The 18,637-nt window shown below is 63.2% G+C and carries 27 protein-coding genes; 26 read left to right on the top strand and 1 reads right to left on the bottom strand.

Going from position 1 to position 18,637, the window contains the following annotated elements:
• Positions 1–129: 129 nt before the first annotated feature.
• Together KEC45_RS19135 and KEC45_RS19130 are read left to right on the top strand one after the other, a co-directional pair.
• Entirely contained in the window at positions 130–2,526 is a 2,397-nt protein-coding gene (locus KEC45_RS19135) for a S8 family peptidase (RefSeq protein WP_193749233.1), read from the top strand.
• Positions 2,527–2,568: 42 nt separating this feature from the next.
• Positions 2,569–3,867, top strand: coding sequence for an amidohydrolase family protein (locus KEC45_RS19130; protein WP_062186268.1), 1,299 nt, complete (start codon positions 2,569–2,571; stop codon positions 3,865–3,867).
• Here the strand turns inward: KEC45_RS19130 and KEC45_RS19125 are convergent, their stop codons facing one another.
• Positions 3,868–4,362 carry a DNA-deoxyinosine glycosylase gene (locus KEC45_RS19125; protein ID WP_062186270.1) on the bottom strand — a complete coding sequence of 165 codons (495 nt, stop codon included), beginning with the start codon at positions 4,360–4,362 and terminating at the stop codon, positions 3,868–3,870. It lies immediately after the preceding gene.
• A gap of 306 nt (positions 4,363–4,668) precedes the next feature.
• Between KEC45_RS19125 and rpsL the strand changes: the two genes are divergently transcribed.
• The 24 genes from rpsL to rpmD all read left to right on the top strand — a co-directional run bounded on the left by rpsL (position 4,669) and on the right by rpmD (position 18,590).
• Positions 4,669–5,040 carry a 30S ribosomal protein S12 gene (rpsL, locus tag KEC45_RS19120; RefSeq protein ID WP_058805196.1) on the top strand — a complete coding sequence of 124 codons (372 nt, stop codon included), beginning with the start codon at positions 4,669–4,671 and terminating at the stop codon, positions 5,038–5,040.
• A gap of 73 nt (positions 5,041–5,113) precedes the next feature.
• Positions 5,114–5,584, top strand: a complete 471-nt coding sequence (gene rpsG, locus KEC45_RS19115; protein ID WP_058818022.1) for a 30S ribosomal protein S7 — start codon at positions 5,114–5,116, stop codon at positions 5,582–5,584.
• 111 nt (positions 5,585–5,695) lie between these two features.
• Complete coding sequence (gene fusA, locus KEC45_RS19110; protein WP_062186272.1) at positions 5,696–7,789, top strand: elongation factor G; 2,094 nt, start codon at positions 5,696–5,698, stop codon at positions 7,787–7,789.
• A gap of 118 nt (positions 7,790–7,907) precedes the next feature.
• A complete protein-coding gene (gene tuf, locus KEC45_RS19105; RefSeq protein WP_062186274.1) occupies positions 7,908–9,101 on the top strand; it encodes an elongation factor Tu in 1,194 nt (397 codons plus the stop codon).
• Positions 9,102–9,249: 148 nt separating this feature from the next.
• Positions 9,250–9,561, top strand: coding sequence for a 30S ribosomal protein S10 (rpsJ, locus tag KEC45_RS19100; RefSeq protein WP_003042199.1), 312 nt, complete (start codon positions 9,250–9,252; stop codon positions 9,559–9,561).
• 300 nt (positions 9,562–9,861) lie between these two features.
• On the top strand, positions 9,862–10,635 hold the full coding sequence (gene rplC, locus KEC45_RS19095) for a 50S ribosomal protein L3 (protein ID WP_062186276.1): 774 nt from the start codon (positions 9,862–9,864) through the stop codon (positions 10,633–10,635).
• 2 nt (positions 10,636–10,637) lie between these two features.
• Positions 10,638–11,264, top strand: coding sequence for a 50S ribosomal protein L4 (rplD, locus tag KEC45_RS19090; protein ID WP_062186277.1), 627 nt, complete (start codon positions 10,638–10,640; stop codon positions 11,262–11,264).
• Positions 11,257–11,565 carry a 50S ribosomal protein L23 gene (locus tag KEC45_RS19085; RefSeq protein WP_062186279.1) on the top strand — a complete coding sequence of 103 codons (309 nt, stop codon included), beginning with the start codon at positions 11,257–11,259 and terminating at the stop codon, positions 11,563–11,565. Before rplD ends, KEC45_RS19085 begins: the two co-directional genes overlap by 8 nt.
• Before the next feature lie 21 nt (positions 11,566–11,586).
• A complete protein-coding gene (gene rplB, locus KEC45_RS19080) occupies positions 11,587–12,423 on the top strand; it encodes a 50S ribosomal protein L2 (protein WP_062186280.1) in 837 nt (278 codons plus the stop codon).
• 3 nt (positions 12,424–12,426) lie between these two features.
• Positions 12,427–12,702, top strand: a complete 276-nt coding sequence (gene rpsS / locus KEC45_RS19075) for a 30S ribosomal protein S19 (RefSeq protein ID WP_037556370.1) — start codon at positions 12,427–12,429, stop codon at positions 12,700–12,702.
• Positions 12,702–13,082, top strand: coding sequence for a 50S ribosomal protein L22 (gene rplV / locus KEC45_RS19070; protein WP_037515650.1), 381 nt, complete (start codon positions 12,702–12,704; stop codon positions 13,080–13,082). Before rpsS ends, rplV begins: the two co-directional genes overlap by 1 nt.
• Before the next feature lies 1 nt (position 13,083).
• Positions 13,084–13,791 carry a 30S ribosomal protein S3 gene (rpsC, locus tag KEC45_RS19065; RefSeq protein ID WP_037515652.1) on the top strand — a complete coding sequence of 236 codons (708 nt, stop codon included), beginning with the start codon at positions 13,084–13,086 and terminating at the stop codon, positions 13,789–13,791.
• Between the two features lie 11 nt (positions 13,792–13,802).
• Positions 13,803–14,234, top strand: a complete 432-nt coding sequence (rplP, locus tag KEC45_RS19060) for a 50S ribosomal protein L16 (RefSeq protein ID WP_037515653.1) — start codon at positions 13,803–13,805, stop codon at positions 14,232–14,234.
• 4 nt (positions 14,235–14,238) lie between these two features.
• A complete protein-coding gene (gene rpmC / locus KEC45_RS19055) occupies positions 14,239–14,442 on the top strand; it encodes a 50S ribosomal protein L29 (RefSeq protein ID WP_037515654.1) in 204 nt (67 codons plus the stop codon).
• A gap of 11 nt (positions 14,443–14,453) precedes the next feature.
• The gene (gene rpsQ, locus KEC45_RS19050) at positions 14,454–14,723 is read left to right on the top strand and encodes a 30S ribosomal protein S17 (protein WP_039578283.1); all 270 of its coding nucleotides are present in this window, start codon (positions 14,454–14,456) and stop codon (positions 14,721–14,723) included.
• 60 nt (positions 14,724–14,783) lie between these two features.
• On the top strand, positions 14,784–15,152 hold the full coding sequence (rplN, locus tag KEC45_RS19045) for a 50S ribosomal protein L14 (RefSeq protein ID WP_011543078.1): 369 nt from the start codon (positions 14,784–14,786) through the stop codon (positions 15,150–15,152).
• Between the two features lie 2 nt (positions 15,153–15,154).
• Positions 15,155–15,472, top strand: coding sequence for a 50S ribosomal protein L24 (gene rplX, locus KEC45_RS19040; protein ID WP_062186282.1), 318 nt, complete (start codon positions 15,155–15,157; stop codon positions 15,470–15,472).
• A complete protein-coding gene (rplE, locus tag KEC45_RS19035) occupies positions 15,465–16,043 on the top strand; it encodes a 50S ribosomal protein L5 (protein ID WP_062186283.1) in 579 nt (192 codons plus the stop codon). Before rplX ends, rplE begins: the two co-directional genes overlap by 8 nt.
• 49 nt (positions 16,044–16,092) lie before the next feature.
• Complete coding sequence (gene rpsN / locus KEC45_RS19030) at positions 16,093–16,398, top strand: 30S ribosomal protein S14 (RefSeq protein ID WP_037556379.1); 306 nt, start codon at positions 16,093–16,095, stop codon at positions 16,396–16,398.
• A 12-nt stretch (positions 16,399–16,410) separates the two neighbouring features.
• Positions 16,411–16,815 (top strand): 30S ribosomal protein S8, encoded by a 405-nt coding sequence (gene rpsH, locus KEC45_RS19025; protein ID WP_054589697.1) that lies wholly within the window; start codon positions 16,411–16,413, stop codon positions 16,813–16,815.
• Positions 16,815–17,348 (top strand): 50S ribosomal protein L6, encoded by a 534-nt coding sequence (gene rplF / locus KEC45_RS19020; protein WP_062186285.1) that lies wholly within the window; start codon positions 16,815–16,817, stop codon positions 17,346–17,348. Before rpsH ends, rplF begins: the two co-directional genes overlap by 1 nt.
• Positions 17,349–17,351: 3 nt before the next feature.
• Positions 17,352–17,705, top strand: coding sequence for a 50S ribosomal protein L18 (gene rplR, locus KEC45_RS19015; RefSeq protein WP_062186287.1), 354 nt, complete (start codon positions 17,352–17,354; stop codon positions 17,703–17,705).
• 2 nt (positions 17,706–17,707) lie between these two features.
• Positions 17,708–18,400, top strand: a complete 693-nt coding sequence (gene rpsE / locus KEC45_RS19010; RefSeq protein ID WP_062186290.1) for a 30S ribosomal protein S5 — start codon at positions 17,708–17,710, stop codon at positions 18,398–18,400.
• Positions 18,401–18,404: 4 nt separating this feature from the next.
• Complete coding sequence (gene rpmD / locus KEC45_RS19005; protein ID WP_037515666.1) at positions 18,405–18,590, top strand: 50S ribosomal protein L30; 186 nt, start codon at positions 18,405–18,407, stop codon at positions 18,588–18,590.
• The last annotated feature ends 47 nt before the right edge of the window (positions 18,591–18,637 follow it).

The raw sequence follows: 18,637 nt of genomic DNA, 5'->3' as shown, positions 1-18,637 counted from the left end.
TCTATAGATCTAAATGCGAAGATGTTATCTTGACCGTCATCCCGGCGAAGGCGGGAATCTCAACGGCGCATCAAGACCAGAGGTCGAGATCCCGGCCTTCGCCGGGACGACGAAGCCAGGGGAACGGCGATGGCCGACGCGAACCGACGCAACAGCATCCGGTGGGTGGCCGGGCGGCCTTTGCCCCTTTTTCTCAGCATCGCCGCGCTTTCGCTGGCGGGATGCGGCGGTGGTGGCGGCGCGGCCCGCCCCTCGCCGACCCCCGCCCCGCCCTCTGCTCCCACGCCGACGCCAACCCCTACCCCTACCCCTACCCCTACCCCGACTCCCACCCCGCCGCCGACGGGCAATTTCAACACTGCCGAAACGCGCATGTCCGACGGGGTCAATTTCCATGGCGCGATCACCGCCTATCAGGCCGGGGCAACCGGACAGGGTGTCCTCGCGGGCGTGATCGACGACGGGATCGATCAGGACAGCCCCGAATTCGCCGGACGCATTTCGGCGCAATCGGCCGACGTAGCGGGATCGCGCGGTATCAACGGCGAAGGAACCCACGGGACGAATGTCGCACAGGTGCTGCTCGGCGGAAAGAATGACGCCGGCACCTTTGGCATCGCCTTCAACGCCAGCCTGCTCGTCCTGCGCGCCGACCGGCCGGGTAGCTGCGCGAGCGAGGATCCGTCGAACGACGAGAGCGGCTGCCGTTTTCCCGAAGTGGCGATTGCCGCAGGTCTCGACCGCGCGGTCAGCGCGGGCGCGCGCGTCGTCAACATCTCGCTCGGCGGCGAAGACCCGCCCGGGGCGACGTTGCGCGCGGCGGTCTCTCGCGCGACCGCTGCGGGAATCATCGTCATCGTTTCGGCGGGTAACGAAGGTGACACGACCGCGAACGGCAATGATCCGAACAACCCCGATCGCTTTGCGCAGGGGCTTCGCGATGCCGGCGGCGGGCTCGTCGTCATTGCCGGTGCGGTGAACGATCGTGGGGCGATCTCGGGGTTCAGCAATCGCGCGGGCGGCTATGCGGGCTCCTACCTGACCGCGCTCGGCGAAGGCGTGTGCTGCGCATATGAAAATGGCGCGCTCAAGACCGAAGGCAATTTCGTGTTCGTGCTCAATGGCACCAGTTTCGCGGCGCCGCAGGTCGCGGGCGCCGTCGCGCTGATCGCGCAGGCCTTTCCGAATCTTACCAGCCAGCAGATCGTCGCGCTCCTTTATCAGTCGGCACGCGACGCGGGCGCGGCGGGCGACGACGCCGTCTATGGCCAGGGCATTCTGGATATCGCGCGCGCATTCCAGCCGATGGGCGCTACCGCGCTTGCGGGCACTTCGACCGCCGTGGCTCTCGACGCGCCGCTGGGAATGCTCGGCGGTCCGATGGGCGATGCCGGCGGCATCGGAACGACGGGTCTCGTCACCGATGGCTTCGGCCGCGCCTTCAATGTGGATTTCGGCGGCTCGCTCGCTGCACGTCGGCCCGACTTCAAGCTGTCGGGCGCGATCGGCGGGCTGATACGCCAGCAAAGCGCCGCCAACTCGTCGCTCGCGCTTTCGCTTGTCGTCGCGCCGGGCACGGGCGGCACCGATGCACTCGCCGGCCTCTCTTTCTACGATGCGCAGCGTGCGCGTACCCTCGCGGCCTCGGTGATGACGCGCTTCGACGCGCGCACGCGGATCGGGTTTGCGGCGGGTCGCAGCGCCGGCGGCCTGCTCGCGGGTGAGCGCGGCGACAGCGGCCATGCCATGCTCATCGGTGACGCAGCGAACGAGGGGCTCGGCTTTGCCGCCAGCCCTGGCATCGGCACGATGATTCGCTATAATATCATTAATAATCAATATGTTAATCTCATTCTGGAAAATGGATGGGTCTCGGGCTCGCGTTGGCAGGACGATCCACTGCTCCGCTACCGCTCGGGCCGCGACAGTCGCTACCAGCGCGTCGGCGCCGCATGGGACGCCCGCTTTGGTCCTGTCCGGACGGCGCTCGGCGCCAGTTGGCTCCGCGAATCGGACAGTCTTCTCGGAGCCCGCCTTGGGCCGATGTTCGGCGCTGGCGGCGCGACCAGCCTCGTCGGCGACGCCGGCATCCTCCTCGATATGCAGGATGATTGGCAAATTGCGGCCAATTGGCGCCAGATGTGGACACGGCCGGACAACCAAGGCTTGATCGCGGGCGGCGCACTCTGGTCGACCGCCTTCTCCTTCGACGTTGCCAAGGCCAATCTGGTGCAAGTCGGCGACAGCGCCGCGCTCCGTCTCGCCCAGCCCTTGCGCGTCGCGCGTGGCGGCATCGACCTGATGCTCCCTGTCGCGCACGACTATGCGACCGGTCGCACCGACTTCGGGCGCCGCACATATAATCTCGCCCCGACGGGCCGCGAACTGGTTGTCGAGGCAAGCTATGCCATGGGCCTGTTCGGCGGCGAATTGATCGCGAATAGCTGGTGGCGGCGGGACCCGGGCCATATCGCCGCGATGCCCGACGATCGGGGCGCGGCGCTCCGCTTTACGATGGGCTTCTGATCGGCTTTAACGCTTCCCGATATCAAAACAGGGGATGCCAGAATGAAGCTGATTCATATTCCGCTCGCGCTGATCGGCGCGGCGCTCGCTTCGCCGCTCGCCGCGCAGGCGCCCGCGCGCACGATCATCCACGCGGGCCAATTGCTCGCCGAACCCGGCAAGCCCGTGCGCGGCGCATCGACGATCATTGTCGAGGGTGGCAAGGTCGTGTCGATCGCCGACGGCTATCAGCCCGCCGATCCCGGCGCGACGCTGATCGATCTCAAGGACAAATATGTCCTCCCCGGCTTGATCGACAGCCACGTCCATCTGACGAGCGATGCGGGCGGCATCGCGGGGCAGCTTGAGGAAATCACGCTCAGCCCGGCGGCGCAGGCCTTTAATGCCGAGGTGAACGGGATGAAGACGCTGCGCGCGGGCTTTACCACGGTCCGCAATCTCGGCGACGGCGACGGCGCGACCTTGGCGCTTCGCGACGCGATTCTCGCGGGCAAGGTAAAGGGCCCGCGCATCGTCGATGCCGGCAACAGCATTTCGGGCAGCGCGGGACATATGGACGGCTCGCTCGGCTATCGCGACGAGCTGCGGCCTTTCTTCGCGGGGGCCGGCAACACCTGCAACGGCGCCGACGATTGCCGCCGCGCAGTGCGTCTTCAGATCGGCCGCGGGGCCGATGTGATCAAATTCGCCTCGACGGGAGGGGTCAACAGCCGCATCGGCGCCGGTCTCGGCAAGCAGATGTTCGACGACGAGGCGCAGGCGATCGTCGAAACCGCGCATATGTTCGGCAAGAAGGTCGCGGTTCACGCGCACGGCGCCGACGGCATTCGCCTTGCGCTCGCGGCCGGGGTCGATTCGGTCGAGCATGGCACGATCCTCGACGAAGCGACGATCGCGGCCTGGGCGAAGTCGAAGGCTTATTATGTCCCGACGCTCTCGACCGTGAACGGCTACAAGGAACGCATCGCCGCGAACGCCAACGCTTATGAACCGGATGTGCTGGCGAAGATTCAGTGGCGCATCTCGATCACGGGCAAAAGCCTCGAACGGCTTGTGCCCAAAGGCGTGCGCATCGCCTTCGGCACCGACGCCGGCGTGTCGAAGCACGGCCGGAACGGCGACGAGTTCGAACTGATGGTCGAGCACGGCATGACCCCGATCGAAGCCCTGAAGGCGGCGACGGTGAACGCTGCCGACCTGCTCGGCCTGTCGAACGAGATCGGCACGATCGCGCCGGGCAAGAGCGCCGACATCATCGCGGTGGCGAGTGATCCGGTCGCTGACGTGCGCGTGCTCAAGAAAGTCGATTTCGTGATGGCGCGCGGGACGGTGGTCGACTGATCAGAGGGCGCCGCGAAGCGCCATCCAGCTATCGCGCTTCGCCGCGAAACCGATTGTATGCGCGGCGCTGCTCGACGGCAGATCGACGATGGCGATGCGACCGAGCGGTGGAAGCTGTTTTCGCCCGATCGCCGCCGCCTTGCCGCCGTTGAACGCGATCATGCGCAGTTCCGGCAGCCCGGCGATCAGTGCCGCGAGGTTGTGTGCTTCGGCTTCGCGGATCTGCGAGTCGCTGCTCGTTTGCCGTTCGGCGCTACGGATCACGTCCCACAGCCCGACCTTTGCGTCACGCAAGGCGTTGAGCCGGTCGTCATAGATCATGTCCGCGAGCGGACGGTCGATCACCTCGCCAAGCAGACGCCAGAACTGGTTCGTCGGATGGGCATAATATTGCCGTTCGGCGAGCGAACGGACGCCGGGCAGGCTACCGAGGATCAGCAGACGAGTGTCGGGCGCGATGTGCGGCGCAAAGCTGGTGTGGCGGACAGCGGGCATGCGCGACCGATAGCCCGCCCCGACTGGCGCAACAATATTGCCTGCCCCTTGACCGGGACGGGAATCGGGTCTAGGGGCGCGCTCGACCGAAAAGGACGGTTTGCCGCCTTTTTCAGTTACAACAGCGCTTGAACATTGCTGGCGCGGATGGAGCCTCCGGAAGATCATATCGATCGGCCGGGGTCTTTTGCTGTTATCAGGTCGGCCGTTTTCCGCCTTTTCGGGCGGGTTACGGGCCGGAGCTTCATCCACCGCAGTACAGTAACCGTTCGCTTTGATGGGCGGACATTTAAAGGTGAAGCATTCATGCCCACAATCAACCAGCTGGTCCGCAAGGGCCGGACTCCCCAGAAGGTGAAGTCTAAGGTCCCGGCGATGGACGCAAACCCGCAGAAGCGCGGCGTTTGCACCCGTGTCTATACGACGACCCCGAAAAAGCCGAACTCGGCGCTCCGCAAGGTTGCGAAGGTCCGCCTGACCAACAGCCGCGAAGTCATCACCTACATCCCCGGCGAAGGCCACAACCTCCAGGAACACAGCGTCGTGCTGATCCGCGGCGGTCGTGTCCGCGATCTTCCCGGTGTGCGTTACCACGTCCTGCGCGGCGTGCTCGATACGCAGGGTGTTAAGGACCGCAAGCAGAGCCGTTCGAAATACGGTGCGAAGCGTCCGAAGTAAGGACCGCTTTTTCGGCTATTTGATCATCCCAGGCTGCCTTGGCGCCGGGATGCTGTTGTAAAAGGAATTACCTATGGCTCGTCGTCGTCGTCCTGAACGCCGCGAAATCCTGCCCGATCCCCGTTTCGGTGATACGGTGCTGTCGAAGTTCATGAACAGCGTCATGCTGGACGGGAAGAAGTCCGTCGCCGAAAGCATCGTTTACGGTGCGCTCGAATCGGTCGAAGCCCGCGCCAAGAAGGAACCGCTCGGCGTGTTCCACGAAGCGCTCGCGAACATCCGTCCGAACATCGAAGTCCGCAGCCGCCGCGTCGGCGGTGCGACCTATCAGGTTCCGGTCGAAGTCCGTCCGGACCGTGCGCAGGCGCTCGCGATCCGCTGGCTGATCACCGCTGCACGCAACCGCAGCGAAACCACGATGGCCGCGCGTCTGTCTGGCGAACTGCTCGATGCGTCGAACAACCGTGGCAATGCCGTGAAGAAGCGTGAAGATACGCATCGCATGGCCGAAGCCAACCGCGCCTTCAGCCACTACCGCTGGTAAGCGCTCGCGGGACGGCCCGGGTCTCGAGATCCCGTCGTCTCGCAATCGTAACAATCGTTCCTATATCGGGGGTGGCTCCAAAGGCCTCCCCCCAAATCCAAGGAAAAGACCATGGCACGCAGCCATCCGCTCGAACGCTATCGCAATTTCGGTATCATGGCGCACATCGACGCCGGCAAGACCACGACGACCGAGCGCATTCTCTATTACACCGGCAAGTCCTATAAGATCGGCGAAGTCCATGACGGCGCCGCCACGATGGACTGGATGGAGCAGGAACAGGAACGCGGCATCACGATCACGTCGGCTGCCACCACCTGCCTGTGGAAGGCCGAAGAAGGTCAGGGTCCGGAACACCGCCTGAACATCATCGACACCCCCGGCCACGTCGACTTCACGATTGAAGTCGAGCGTTCGCTGCGCGTGCTCGACGGCGCGATCACCGCGTTCGACGGCGTTGCCGGCGTTGAGCCGCAGTCGGAAACCGTGTGGCGTCAGGCGGACAAGTACAAGGTTCCGCGGATGTGCTTCATCAACAAGCTCGACCGTACCGGTGCCGATTTCTATTATTGCGTCCAGACGATCATCGATCGCCTCGGCGCGACCCCGGCCGTGCTTTATCTGCCGATCGGTTCGGAAGGCGGCTTCAAGGGCCTCGTCGACCTGGTCAACGAGCGTGCGATCATCTGGAAGGACGAAAGCCTCGGCGCCGAATTCTTCTATGAAGAAATCCCGGCCGACCTTGCCGACAAGGCTGCCGAATATCGCGAAAAGCTCGTCGAGCTCGCCGTCGAACAGGACGACGACGCGATGGAAGCCTATCTCGAAGGCACTGTCCCCGACGTCGCCACGCTCAAGAAGCTGATCCGCAAGGGTACGCTGGCACAGGCGTTCGTTCCGGTCCTCTGCGGCTCGGCGTTCAAGAACAAGGGCGTCCAGACGCTGCTCGACGCGGTCGTCGACTATCTGCCTTCGCCGCTCGACATTCCTGACGTTCAGGGCATCAACCCGGACACCGACCAGCCCGACTCGCGTGAGACGTCGGACTCGGCTCCTCTGTCGCTGCTCGCGTTCAAGATCATGAACGACCCGTTCGTCGGTTCGCTCACCTTCGCCCGCATCTACTCGGGTACCCTGAACAAGGGCACGTACCTGAACTCGGTGAAGGACAAGAAGGAAAAGGTCGGTCGTATGCTGCTGATGCATGCGAACAGCCGCGAAGACATCGAAGAAGCCTATGCGGGCGACATCGTCGCGCTTGCCGGCCTCAAGGAAACCACCACCGGGGACACGCTCTGCGCCACCAACGCGCCGATCATCCTCGAGCGCATGGAATTCCCCGAGCCGGTTATCGAACTGTCGGTGGAACCGAAGACCAAGGCCGACCAGGAACGTATGGGCATCGCGCTCAACCGCCTGGCTGCCGAGGATCCCTCGTTCCGCGTGTCGACCGACCATGAATCGGGTCAGACGATCATCAAGGGCATGGGCGAGCTTCACCTCGACATTCTCGTCGATCGTATGAAGCGCGAGTTCAAGGTCGAAGCGAACGTCGGCGCGCCGCAGGTGGCGTACCGCGAATCGCTCGCGAAGGCTGTTGACGTCGACTATACCCACAAGAAGCAGTCGGGCGGCTCGGGCCAGTTCGGCCGCGTCAAGGTCAGCGTCGCTCCCGGCGAACGCGGCGCGGGCATCACCTTCATCGACGAAATCAAGGGCGGTAACATTCCGCGCGAATATATTCCGTCGGTTGAAAAGGGCATGCGCGAGTCGGCCGAAAACGGTCACATGATCGGCTTCCCGATCATCGACTTCGAAATCAAGCTCACGGACGGCGCGTATCACGACGTCGACTCGTCGGCGCTGGCGTTCGAAATCGCGGGCCGTGCGGCAATGCGCGAAGTGGCGGCGAAGGCCGGCATCAAGCTGCTCGAACCGGTGATGAAGGTCGAAGTCGTTACCCCTGAGGAATTCATGGGTGACGTGATCGGCGACCTTAACAGCCGTCGCGGGCAGATTCAGGGCACCGACAGCCGGGGCATCGCCCAGGTCGTCGAGGCGATCGTTCCGCTGGCGAACATGTTCGGCTATGTGAATCAGCTGCGCAGCTTCAGCCAGGGTCGCGCAAGCTACTCGATGCAATTCTCGCATTATGAAGAAGTGCCGACCAACGTCGCCGAAGAAGTGAAGGCCAAGATGGCCTGATGGGTCAAAGCCGCGCGGGCTTGCACCGCGCGGCAAGACCCTCTAAGGGCGGCGCCTGATTCAGCAGGCTCGTCCAGGACTGATCAACGCAAACATCGAACAAGAAGGTTGTTACATCATGGCCAAGGCTAAATTTGAGCGGACGAAGCCGCACTGCAACATCGGCACCATCGGTCACGTCGACCATGGCAAGACCTCGCTGACCGCAGCGATCACCAAGGTGCTGGCGGAAAACGTTGCGGGCAACGCCGCCGTTGACTTCGCGAACATCGACAAGGCTCCCGAAGAGCGCGAGCGCGGCATCACCATTTCGACCGCACACGTCGAATATGAAACCAACGGCCGCCACTACGCGCACGTCGACTGCCCGGGTCACGCTGACTACGTCAAGAACATGATCACCGGTGCTGCCCAGATGGACGGCGCGATCCTCGTCGTGTCGGCCGCTGACGGCCCGATGCCCCAGACGAAGGAGCACATCCTGCTCGCGAAGCAGGTCGGCGTTCCGACCATGGTCGTCTTCCTCAACAAGGTCGACCAGCTTGACGATCCCGAACTGCTCGAACTCGTTGAGCTCGAAATCCGCGAAGAACTGTCGAAGCGCGATTTCGACGGCGACAATATTCCGATCATCCCGGGTTCGGCTCTCGCCGCCCTCGAAGGTCGCGACGACAACATCGGCAAGGACGCGATCCTGAAGCTGATGGAAGCCGTCGACGCGTGGATCCCGCAGCCGGAACGTCCGCTCGACAAGCCCTTCCTGATGCCGATCGAAGACGTGTTCTCGATCTCGGGTCGTGGTACGGTTGTTACCGGCCGCGTCGAAACCGGCATCGTCAAGGTCGGTGAAGAAGTCGAAATCGTCGGCATCAAGGACACCAAGAAGACCGTCGTCACCGGCGTCGAAATGTTCCGCAAGCTGCTCGACCAGGGCCAGGCTGGCGACAACATCGGTGCGCTGATCCGCGGCGTCGGCCGTGAAGAAGTTGAGCGTGGCCAGGTTCTGGCTAAGCCGGGTTCGATCACGCCGCACACCGAGTTCACCTCGGAAGTGTACGTCCTGTCGAAGGACGAAGGCGGCCGTCACACGCCGTTCTTCGCGAACTATCGTCCGCAGTTCTACTTCCGCACCACGGACGTCACCGGTGAGGTTATCCTCCCCGAGGGCACCGAAATGGTCATGCCGGGCGACAACGTCCAGCTGTCGGTCAAGCTGATTGCCCCGATCGCCATGGACCCGGGTCTGCGCTTCGCAATTCGCGAAGGTGGCCGCACGGTCGGCGCAGGGGTTGTCGCGACGATCACAAAGTAATATAGGGCCGCGAGCCGCTCGATTCGGAAGTGATTCGGGCGGCTCGTAGCTTTAAGAATTTTGATGGCCGAGCCGGCTTCCACTAGGGGGCCGGAACAGGCCATTTCGGCTCTTTCGCATCGTTAGACGGGATTCGACTGGAACAGTCATGGAAACGCAGAATATTCGCATTCGCCTGAAGGCCTTTGATCACCGCGTGCTCGATCAGGCCACCACCGACATTGCCGACACGGCACGTCGCACGGGCGCACTCATTCGCGGTCCGATCCCGCTTCCGACGCGTATTGAAAAATTCACCGTGAACCGCGGCCCGCATGTCGACAAGAAGTCGCGCGAGCAGTTCGAGGTGCGTACCCACAAGCGGCTGCTCGACATCGTGCAGCCCACCCCGCAGACGGTCGACGCGCTGATGAAGCTCGACCTCGCCGCGGGCGTGAACGTCGAAATCAAGCTGGCCTAAGCCAGCGCAGCCCCGGTGAAAACCGGGGTCTCTATCGGCAGGCCGCTTCGGCGCCTGCATTGTCCGGAGCGATCCGGACCGACGATAGGGTGGATACCGCCGGTCGCTTTCCTTGGAAGGCATTTACGACCGGGCTGCGTCCCCCGTCTCGCCGCAAATCCTTCGGGATGGCGGCACCTCAGCCCGGACGGGGCGATGCATCGAAATTTTGGGCTGGGAGGGTTCTGTTGAGGCTTGCCTCGATGGGTCCCGCAAGCCGTGCGGAATGGTCCGCCCGGCCTCTGTTTAGGAGTATGGATCATGCGTACTGGCGTGATCGCGAAGAAAATGGGGATGACCCGCCTGTTTCAGGACGACGGCCGCCACGTGCCCGTCACCGTCCTGAGCCTCGAAGGCTGTCAGGTCGTCTCTGTCCGCGATAAAGAACGTGACGGCTATGTGGCCGTTCAGCTCGGTGCTGGCTCGGCAAAGGCGAAGAATGTCGCCAAGCCGCAGCGTGGTGCCTATGGCAAGGCCGAAGTCGAGCCGAAGGCAAAGGTCGTCGAATTCCGCGTCGCTGACGACGCGACGCTCGACGTCGGCGCCGAACTGTCGGCCGATCACTTCGTCGCCGGCCAGATCGTCGACATCCAGGGTGTTACCCAGGGTAAGGGCTTTGCCGGTGCGATGAAGCGCTGGGGTTTCGGCGGTATGCGCGCCTCCCACGGTGTTTCGATCAGCCACCGTGCGCATGGTTCGACCGGTAACCGTCAGGATCCGGGCCGCGTCTTCAAGAACAAGAAGATGGCCGGCCACATGGGCGCGCGCAATCGCACCCAGCAGAATCTCGAAATCGTCCGCACCGACGTCGAGCGCGGCCTTCTCTTCGTCAAGGGCTCGGTCCCTGGCTCGAAGGGCGGCTGGTTGCTCGTCCGCGATGCGGTGAAGCTGCCGCGTCACCCCGAGGCCCCCTATCCGGCGGGCATCAAGAGCGCGGCCAACAGCAACGAAGCCCCGGCTGACGCGCCGGTCGAAACGCCGGTTGAAGAAACCGTCGTCGACACCGCGGCCACCGACGGCGCACAGGAGTCCTGATCATGAAGGTCAAGGTTCAGACCCTCGACGGCAAGGCCGGCACCGACATCGATCTCAATGACGATGTGTTCGGCGTCGACGCCCGCGCCGACATCCTGCATCGCGTCGTTGCATGGCAGCTCGAAAAGCGCCGTGGTCCGGCTCGTGCCGCCCGCGAACGCAGCGATGTGTCGCGCACCGGCAAGAAGTTCGGTCGCCAGAAGGGCGGCGGTACCGCTCGTCACGGCGATCGCAAGGCGCCGATCTTCATCGGTGGTGGTAAGGCGCACGGCCCCCGTGCCCGCACCTTCGGCCACTCGCTGAACAAGAAGATCCGCACCCTCGGCCTGAAGATGGCATTGAGCGACAAGGCGAAGGGCGGCAAGCTCGTCGTTCTCGACACGCTCGAGCTCAAGGACGCGAAGACCAAGGCGCTCGCCGGCAAGCTCGGCAAGCTCGAACTCGGCAATCGCGCACTCTTCATCGACGGTGACGCGGTGCACGAAAGCTTCGCAATGGCTTCGGCCAACCTCATCGGTGTCGACGCGCTGCCCGCCATCGGTGCCAATGTCTATGACATCATCCGTGCCGACACGCTGGTCCTGACCCGCGCGGCGGTCGAAAAGCTGGAGGCCCGCTGCAATGGCTAAGGCAAAAACCATCGACGCGCGTCACTATGACGTGATCCTCGCTCCGGTGATCACCGAAAAGTCGACGCTGCTCAGCGAAAATGACGCGGTGGTGTTCAAGGTCGCGAACGACGCGACCAAGCCCGCCATCAAGGCCGCCGTCGAGGCGCTGTTCGATGTCAAGGTGCTGAGCGTCAACACGCTCGTCACCAAGGGCAAGACCAAGCGCTGGAAGGGCAAGCCCTACACCCGCAGCGACGTGAAGAAGGCGATCGTTCGCCTGGCCGCAGGCCAGTCGATCGACGTCACGACCGGCGTCTGATTGTAGGAAGAGGCAGAGAAAATGGCACTTAAATCCTATAATCCGACCAGCCCCGCGCAGCGCGGCCTGATCCTCGTCGACAAGTCGTCGCTGTGGAAGGGCAAGCCCGTCAAGGCGCTGACCGAAGGCAAGCGCAAGACCGGTGGCCGCAACAACAAGGGTCATGTGACCTCGCGCGGTATCGCTGGCGGCCACAAGCAGAAGTACCGCTTCATCGACTTCAAGCGTCGCAAGTGGGACATGCCGGCTGTCGTCGAGCGTTTGGAATATGACCCCAACCGCACGGCGTTCATCGCGCTCGTCAAATATGAAGACGGCGAGCAGACCTATATCCTGGCGCCGCAGCGTCTGGCCGTTGGCGACACCGTCGTCGCCGGCAAGAAGACCGACGTGAAGCCGGGCAATGCGATGGAATTGTCGCAGATGCCGGTCGGAACGATCGTCCACAATATCGAGATGAAGCCGGGCAAGGGTGGCCAGATCGCCCGTTCGGCTGGCACCTATGCACAGGTCGTCGGTCGTGACCGCGGTCTCGTCATCGTGCGTCTCGGTTCGGGCGAACAGCGTTATATCCGCGGCGAGTGCATGGGCACGGTCGGTGCGGTGTCGAACCCCGACAACCAGAACACCAACCTCGGCAAGGCTGGTCGCAACCGCTGGCTGGGCAAGCGTCCGCTGACCCGCGGTGTCGCGAAGAACCCGGTCGATCACCCGCATGGTGGTGGTGAAGGCCGCACCTCGGGTGGCCGTCATCCGGTTACCCCGTGGGGCAAGCCGACCAAGGGTGCTCGTACCCGTCACAACAAGTCGACCGACAAGATGATCATCCGGTCGCGTCACGCGAAGAAGAAGAGGTAAGCCATGGCTCGCTCGGTCTGGAAGGGTCCCTTTGTGGACCTTCATCTCCTCAAGAAAGCCGAAACGGCCCAGGACGGTGGCAGCTCTGCCCCGATCAAGACCTGGTCGCGCCGGTCCACCATCCTGCCGCAGTTCGTCGGGCTGACCTTCAACGTCTACAACGGCCGCAAGTTCGTGCCGGTGTCGGTGAACGAAGACATGGTCGGCATGAAGCTGGGTGAATTTGCGCCGACGCGCTTCTTCCCCGGCCACGCGGCCGACAAGAAGGGCAAACGCTAATGGGCAAGGAAAAGTCCCCCCGCCGCGTCGCCGATAACGAGGCTCTCTCGGTCGGCACGCAGATTCGCGGTTCGGCGCAGAAGCTCAACCTCGTCGCCGCGCTGATCCGTGGCCGCAAGGTCGAAGACGCGATGAACATCCTCACCTTCTCGAAGAAGGCGATGGCTGTCGACGTGCGCAAGGTTCTCGCCAGCGCCGTCGCCAACGCGGAAAACAACCACAACCTCGACGTTGATGCGCTCGTCATCAAGGAAGCCAGCGTCGGCAAGTCGATCTCGATGAAGCGCTGGCACGCACGTGGCCGCGGCAAGTCGACCCGGATCGTCAAGCCGTTCAGCCGCATCCGGATCGTCGTGCGCGAACAGGAAGAAGAGGCGTAAGATGGGCCAGAAGAGCAATCCGATCGGCCTGCGCCTGCAGGTCAACCGCACCTGGGACAGCCGCTGGTTCGCCGAAGGCCAGGACTATGGCCGCATGCTGGTCGAGGATCTGAAGATCCGTCAGTATGTGTTCAAGAACCTGCCGCAGGCCGCGATCTCGAAGGTCGTGATCGAACGTCCGGCCAAGCTGTGCCGCGTTTCGATCTATGCCGCCCGTCCGGGCGTCATCATCGGCAAGAAGGGCGCGGACATCGAAAAGCTTCGCAAGAAGCTCGGTGAACTGACGGGCAGCGACGTGTCGCTGAACATCGTCGAAATCCGCAAGCCCGAAGTCGACGCCAAGCTCGTCGGCCAGGGCATTGCCGATCAGCTCGAACGCCGCGTCGCGTTCCGTCGCGCCATGAAGCGCGCGGTTCAGTCGGCGATGCGTCTGGGCGCCGAAGGCATCCGTATCAACTGCGCCGGCCGTCTGGGCGGCGCGGAAATCGCACGTACCGAATGGTATCGCGAAGGCCGGGTGCCGCTTCACACGCTGCGCGCCAATGTCGACTATGCCGAATCGACCGCGCACACCGCCTATGGCGTGTGCGGGATCAAGGTGTGGATCTTCAAGGGCGAGATTCTCGGCCACGATCCGATGGCGACCGACCGTCTGATGCTCGACGCACAGACGACCGGCGTCCGTCCGGCTCGTGAAGATCGCCGCTAAGGACTGCTGACATGCTGCAACCGAAAAAAACCAAGTTCCGTAAGGCTTTCAAGGGCCGCATCCATGGCAATGCCAAGGGCGGAACCAGCCTGAACTTCGGCTCCTACGGGCTGAAGGCGATGGAACCCGAGCGCATCACCGCCCGCCAGATCGAAGCGGCTCGCCGTGCGATCAGCCGCGCGATCAAGCGTCAGGGCCGTTTGTGGATCCGCATTTTCCCCGACGTCCCCGTGTCGTCGAAGCCTGCCGAAGTCCGTATGGGTAAGGGCAAGGGTTCGCCGGAATTCTGGGCCGCTCGCGTGAAGCCGGGTCGCATCCTGTTCGAACTCGACGGCGTTCCGGGCCCCGTGGCCGCGCTGGCGTTCGAACGCGCCGCGATGAAGCTGCCGATCAAGACGAAGGTGATCGCCCGTCTCGGCGACACCTCGCATCTGGAGGGTTAAGGACATGGCCAAGACCGAAGATTTCAAGGCCAAGACCGACGACCAGCTCGCCGAACAGCTTGGCGAACTGAAGCGCGAGGCGTTCAACCTCCGCTTCCAGGCGGCCACCGGCCAGCTTGAAAAGGCCTCACGCGTCAAGGAAGTGCGCCGCTCGATCGCGCGCATCAAGACGCAGCAGACCGAGCGTACGCGCTCGGCCGCGAAGTAAGGAGACTATCGATGCCGAAGCGCATTCTGACCGGTACGGTGGTGTCCGACAAGGGCGACAAGACCGTCGTGGTGAAGGTCGAACGGAAGGTGAAGCACCCTCTGTACGGCAAGATCATCCGCCGCTCGAAAAAATATCACGCCCACGATGAGGACAACGCCATCAAGGCTGGCGAAACCGTCCGCATCGAGGAAACGAAGCCGATTTCGAAGCTGAAGACGTGGAAGGTGCTCGACAAGGTCGACACCCACAGCAAGCCCAAAACGGCCGCTGACGCCTAAGCTGATTTTCACGGAACCGCCGGGGCATCCCGGTAGGCCAAAAAAGAAGGAAATGCATCGATGATCCAGATGCAGTCACAATTGGAAGTCGCTGACAACAGCGGTGCCAAGCGCGTCCAGTGCATCAAGGTTCTGGGCGGCTCGAAGCGTCGTACCGCCGGCGTGGGCGACGTGATCGTCGTGTCGATCAAGGAAGCTCAGCCCCGCGGCAAGGTGAAGAAGGGTGACGTGCATCGCGCCGTTATCGTTCGCACCGCCAAGGACGTGCGCCGTGCCGATGGCTCGGTCATCCGTTTCGACAGCAACGCTGCCGTGCTCGTCAACAAGAATGAAGAGCCCATCGGCACCCGTATCTTCGGCCCCGTCGTCCGCGAACTGCGCGGCCGCGGCTATATGAAGATCATCAGCCTGGCGCCGGAGGTCCTCTAACCATGGCGAACAAGATCAAGAAGGGCGACACGGTTGTCATCCTGTCCGGCAAGGACAAGGGCAAGACCGGCGAAGTGACGCAGAGCCTGCCGAAAGACGGCAAGGTCGTTGTCGCGGGCGTCAACATCATCACGCGCCACCGCAAGCCGAGCCAGACCAACCCGCAGGGTGGCCTGGAGCGCAAGGAAGCGCCGCTGTACGCGAGCAAGGTCGCGATTGCCGATCCCAAGACCGGCAAGCCGACGCGCGTTCGTTTTGAAACCAAGGACGGCAAGAAGGTCCGCGTGGCCGTGAAGTCCGGGGAGACGCTCAATGGCTGACAATTACACCCCGCGCATGCGCAAGCGCTATGACGATGTGATCGTCAAGGCGATGACCGAGAAGTTCGGTTACAAGAATGCGATGGAAGTGCCGAAGATCGAAAAGATCACGCTCAACATGGGCGTCGGCGAAGCCACGCAGGACAAGAAGAAGGTCGAATCGGCCGCTGCCGAGATGGAACTCATCGCCGGCCAGAAGCCCGTCGTGACCAAGGCGAAGAAGTCGATCGCACAGTTCAAGCTGCGCGAAGGCATGCCGATTGGCTGCAAGGTGACCCTGCGCCGCGAACGCATGTATGAATTCCTCGACCGCCTGATCACGATCGCAATGCCGCGCATCCGCGACTTCCGCGGCGTGTCGGCGACCAGCTTCGACGGCCGTGGCAACTATGCCATGGGCCTGAAAGAGCAGATCATCTTCCCCGAGATCAACTATGACCGCATCGACCAGGTGCGCGGCATGGACGTGATCGTCACCACCACCGCTCGTACGGACGACGAAGCCCGCGAACTGCTCAAGCTGTTCGGCTTCCCCTTCCCGATCGTTGCGCAGGAAAAGGAAGCCGCCTGATCCCTCGGGATCTGGCAGGCTCTTTCAAGAAGGAAAGAGAACTTAAGTCATGGCGAAACTGAGTTCGGTAAACAAGAACGAGCGTCGCAAGCAGCTGGTGAAGAAATATGCCGGCCGTTATGCGAAGCTGAAGGCGATTGCGGCAGATACGTCGCTCGACGATGGCGAGCGTCTGATCGCGCGCCTCAAGATGGCGGAAATCCCGCGCAATGGTAACCCGACCCGCATCCGTAACCGGTGCGAGCTGACCGGGCGCCCGCGCGCTTATTATCGCAAATTCCGGCTGTGCCGTATCCAACTCCGCGATCTGGCCAACAAGGGCCTGATCCCCGGTGTTGTGAAGTCGAGCTGGTAAGGGACTGACAAGATGGCAATGACCGATCCCCTGGGTGATATGCTCACCCGCATCCGCAACGGCCAGCAGGCGAAGAAGGACAGCGTCCTGACTCCCGCCTCGACCCTGCGCGTCCGCGTTCTCGATGTTCTCCAGCGTGAAGGCTATATCCGCGGCTACAGCGAAGAAGCGCTGGGTGCCAAGGGCCAGCACAAGGGCATCCGCATCGAGCTCAAATATTTCGAAGGCCAGCCGGCGATCCGCCATGTGGCTCGCGTTTCGAAGCCGGGCCGCCGCGTCTATTCGGGTTCGAAAGAACTTCCGATCGTGCGCAACGGCCTTGGTATCACCATCGTGTCGACCCCGCGCGGCGTTCTCTCGGACGCCGAAGCACGCGAACATAATGTCGGCGGCGAAGTGCTGGCGGAGGTGTTCTGATGTCGCGCATTGGTAAAAAGGCAGTACCGATTCCGGGCGGCGTCACCGCCGCGATCGATGGCGGTCAGCTGTCGGTCAAGGGACCGAAGGGCACGCTCGCGATGCCGCTTTCCGACCTCATCAACTATGAAGTCGCCGAAGGCAGCATTTCGGTTCAGCCCGCGAACGGCACCCGCGAAGCACGCGCTTTCTGGGGCATGCAGCGTACGCTGGTCCAGAACCTGATCACGGGTGTGACCGAAGGCTTCACCAAGGTCCTCGAGATCACCGGTGTCGGCTATCGCGCCAACTCGCAGGGCAAGACGCTCAAGCTGCAGCTCGGCTACAGCCATGATGTCGATTTTGCGGTGCCCGAAGGCATCGAGATCAAGACGCCGGACAACACGACGATCGAGATCAGCGGTATCGACAAGCAGAAGGTCGGCCAGGTCGCGGCGGAAATTCGCCGTTGGCGTAAGCCCGAACCCTATAAGGGCAAGGGCATCAAATATCGCGGCGAGTACATCTTCCGCAAAGAAGGCAAGAAGAAGTAAGCCATGGCACATCTTACCACTTTCGAAAAACGGCGCCAGCGCGTCCGTACCGCCCTCCGCCAGCGTGCAGCCGGGCGTCCGCGCCTTTCGGTGCACCGTTCGGGCCGTCACATCTATGCGCAGCTCATCGATGACGCCGCCGGCCAGACGCTGGCTTCGGCCTCGACGCTGGACAAGGATGTCCGCGGCAAGACCGGCGCGACCACGGCTGCTGCCGCCGACGTTGGCAAGCGCCTCGCCGCTGCCGCGAAGAAGGCCGGCGTGACCCAGGTCGTGTTCGACCGCGGCGGTTTCCTGTTCCACGGGCGCATCAAGGCGCTGGCCGACGCGGCTCGCGAAGGCGGATTGGAGTTCTGATTATGGCTGACGAAGTACAGAACGTCGAAGGCGCTGTCGAAGCGACCGAAAACACCGGCGCTCCCCGCCGTGGCCGTGGTGGCCGCGACGGCGGTCGTGGCGGTCGTGACGGTGGCCGAGGCCGCCGCGACGATCGTCGCCCGCGCGACGAAGAAGGTGGCGAAGAGCTCATCGAAAAGCTCGTTCACATCAACCGCGTTTCAAAGACGGTGAAGGGCGGCAAGCGCTTCGGTTTCGCCGCGCTCGTCGTCGTCGGCGACGGCAAGGGTCGTGCCGGTTTCGGTCATGGCAAGGCGCGCGAAGTGCCCGAAGCCATTTCGAAGGCAACCGCTGCTGCGAAGAAGGCGATGATTCGCGTTCCGCTGCGCGACGGCCGCACGCTGCACCATGATGGTCGCGGTGTGTTCGGCGCCGGTAATGTGACGCTGCGTTCGGCTCCTGCCGGTACCGGCATCATCGCCGGCGGCCCGATGCGCGCCGTGTTCGAATCGCTGGGCGTTGCGGACGTGGTGACCAAGTCGGTCGGCACTTCGAACCCCTACAACATGATCCGCGCTACTTTCGAAGCGCTCGGTGAGCAGACCAGCCCGAAGTCGGTCGCGCAGCGTCGCGGCAAGAAGGTTTCGGACCTGATCAAGCGTGGCGGTGCTTCCGACCGCGCAGCCGAGGCCGAAGCCGCGGCGGTGACGGAGTAAGACGATGGCTGACAAGAAGATCAAGATCCGCCAGATCGGTTCGCCGATCCGTCGTCCCAAGAGCCAGCGTGCGATCCTGACCGGCCTCGGCCTGGGCAAGATGCACCGCGAGGTCGAACTGGTCGACACCCCGGAAGTGCGCGGCATGATCCGCAAGCTGCCGCACATGGTCGAAGTCGTCGAGGGCTGAGCCCCTCACGACCCGACCTTATATCTATCAGCGCGATAAAAGCGAAA

This window comes from Sphingopyxis sp. USTB-05 (assembly GCF_023822045.1).
Lineage (GTDB): Bacteria > Pseudomonadota > Alphaproteobacteria > Sphingomonadales > Sphingomonadaceae > Sphingopyxis.
The sequence above is the reverse complement of the archived record's forward strand: the minus strand, read 5'-3'. Positions and strand labels throughout refer to the sequence as shown.

Excerpts from the sequence above, each read along its gene's own strand:
- KEC45_RS19135 (WP_193749233.1), top strand. The coding sequence starts at position 130 with ATGGCCGACGCGAACCGACGCAACAGCATCCGGTGGGTGGCCGGGCGG.
- KEC45_RS19130 (WP_062186268.1), top strand. The coding sequence starts at position 2,569 with ATGAAGCTGATTCATATTCCGCTCGCGCTGATCGGCGCGGCGCTCGCT.
- KEC45_RS19125 (WP_062186270.1), bottom strand. The coding sequence starts at position 4,362 with ATGCCCGCTGTCCGCCACACCAGCTTTGCGCCGCACATCGCGCCCGAC.
- rpsL (WP_058805196.1), top strand. The coding sequence starts at position 4,669 with ATGCCCACAATCAACCAGCTGGTCCGCAAGGGCCGGACTCCCCAGAAG.
- rpsG (WP_058818022.1), top strand. The coding sequence starts at position 5,114 with ATGGCTCGTCGTCGTCGTCCTGAACGCCGCGAAATCCTGCCCGATCCC.
- fusA (WP_062186272.1), top strand. The coding sequence starts at position 5,696 with ATGGCACGCAGCCATCCGCTCGAACGCTATCGCAATTTCGGTATCATG.
- tuf (WP_062186274.1), top strand. The coding sequence starts at position 7,908 with ATGGCCAAGGCTAAATTTGAGCGGACGAAGCCGCACTGCAACATCGGC.
- rpsJ (WP_003042199.1), top strand. The coding sequence starts at position 9,250 with ATGGAAACGCAGAATATTCGCATTCGCCTGAAGGCCTTTGATCACCGC.
- rplC (WP_062186276.1), top strand. The coding sequence starts at position 9,862 with ATGCGTACTGGCGTGATCGCGAAGAAAATGGGGATGACCCGCCTGTTT.
- rplD (WP_062186277.1), top strand. The coding sequence starts at position 10,638 with ATGAAGGTCAAGGTTCAGACCCTCGACGGCAAGGCCGGCACCGACATC.
- KEC45_RS19085 (WP_062186279.1), top strand. The coding sequence starts at position 11,257 with ATGGCTAAGGCAAAAACCATCGACGCGCGTCACTATGACGTGATCCTC.
- rplB (WP_062186280.1), top strand. The coding sequence starts at position 11,587 with ATGGCACTTAAATCCTATAATCCGACCAGCCCCGCGCAGCGCGGCCTG.
- rpsS (WP_037556370.1), top strand. The coding sequence starts at position 12,427 with ATGGCTCGCTCGGTCTGGAAGGGTCCCTTTGTGGACCTTCATCTCCTC.
- rplV (WP_037515650.1), top strand. The coding sequence starts at position 12,702 with ATGGGCAAGGAAAAGTCCCCCCGCCGCGTCGCCGATAACGAGGCTCTC.
- rpsC (WP_037515652.1), top strand. The coding sequence starts at position 13,084 with ATGGGCCAGAAGAGCAATCCGATCGGCCTGCGCCTGCAGGTCAACCGC.
- rplP (WP_037515653.1), top strand. The coding sequence starts at position 13,803 with ATGCTGCAACCGAAAAAAACCAAGTTCCGTAAGGCTTTCAAGGGCCGC.
- rpmC (WP_037515654.1), top strand. The coding sequence starts at position 14,239 with ATGGCCAAGACCGAAGATTTCAAGGCCAAGACCGACGACCAGCTCGCC.
- rpsQ (WP_039578283.1), top strand. The coding sequence starts at position 14,454 with ATGCCGAAGCGCATTCTGACCGGTACGGTGGTGTCCGACAAGGGCGAC.
- rplN (WP_011543078.1), top strand. The coding sequence starts at position 14,784 with ATGATCCAGATGCAGTCACAATTGGAAGTCGCTGACAACAGCGGTGCC.
- rplX (WP_062186282.1), top strand. The coding sequence starts at position 15,155 with ATGGCGAACAAGATCAAGAAGGGCGACACGGTTGTCATCCTGTCCGGC.
- rplE (WP_062186283.1), top strand. The coding sequence starts at position 15,465 with ATGGCTGACAATTACACCCCGCGCATGCGCAAGCGCTATGACGATGTG.
- rpsN (WP_037556379.1), top strand. The coding sequence starts at position 16,093 with ATGGCGAAACTGAGTTCGGTAAACAAGAACGAGCGTCGCAAGCAGCTG.
- rpsH (WP_054589697.1), top strand. The coding sequence starts at position 16,411 with ATGGCAATGACCGATCCCCTGGGTGATATGCTCACCCGCATCCGCAAC.
- rplF (WP_062186285.1), top strand. The coding sequence starts at position 16,815 with ATGTCGCGCATTGGTAAAAAGGCAGTACCGATTCCGGGCGGCGTCACC.
- rplR (WP_062186287.1), top strand. The coding sequence starts at position 17,352 with ATGGCACATCTTACCACTTTCGAAAAACGGCGCCAGCGCGTCCGTACC.
- rpsE (WP_062186290.1), top strand. The coding sequence starts at position 17,708 with ATGGCTGACGAAGTACAGAACGTCGAAGGCGCTGTCGAAGCGACCGAA.
- rpmD (WP_037515666.1), top strand. The coding sequence starts at position 18,405 with ATGGCTGACAAGAAGATCAAGATCCGCCAGATCGGTTCGCCGATCCGT.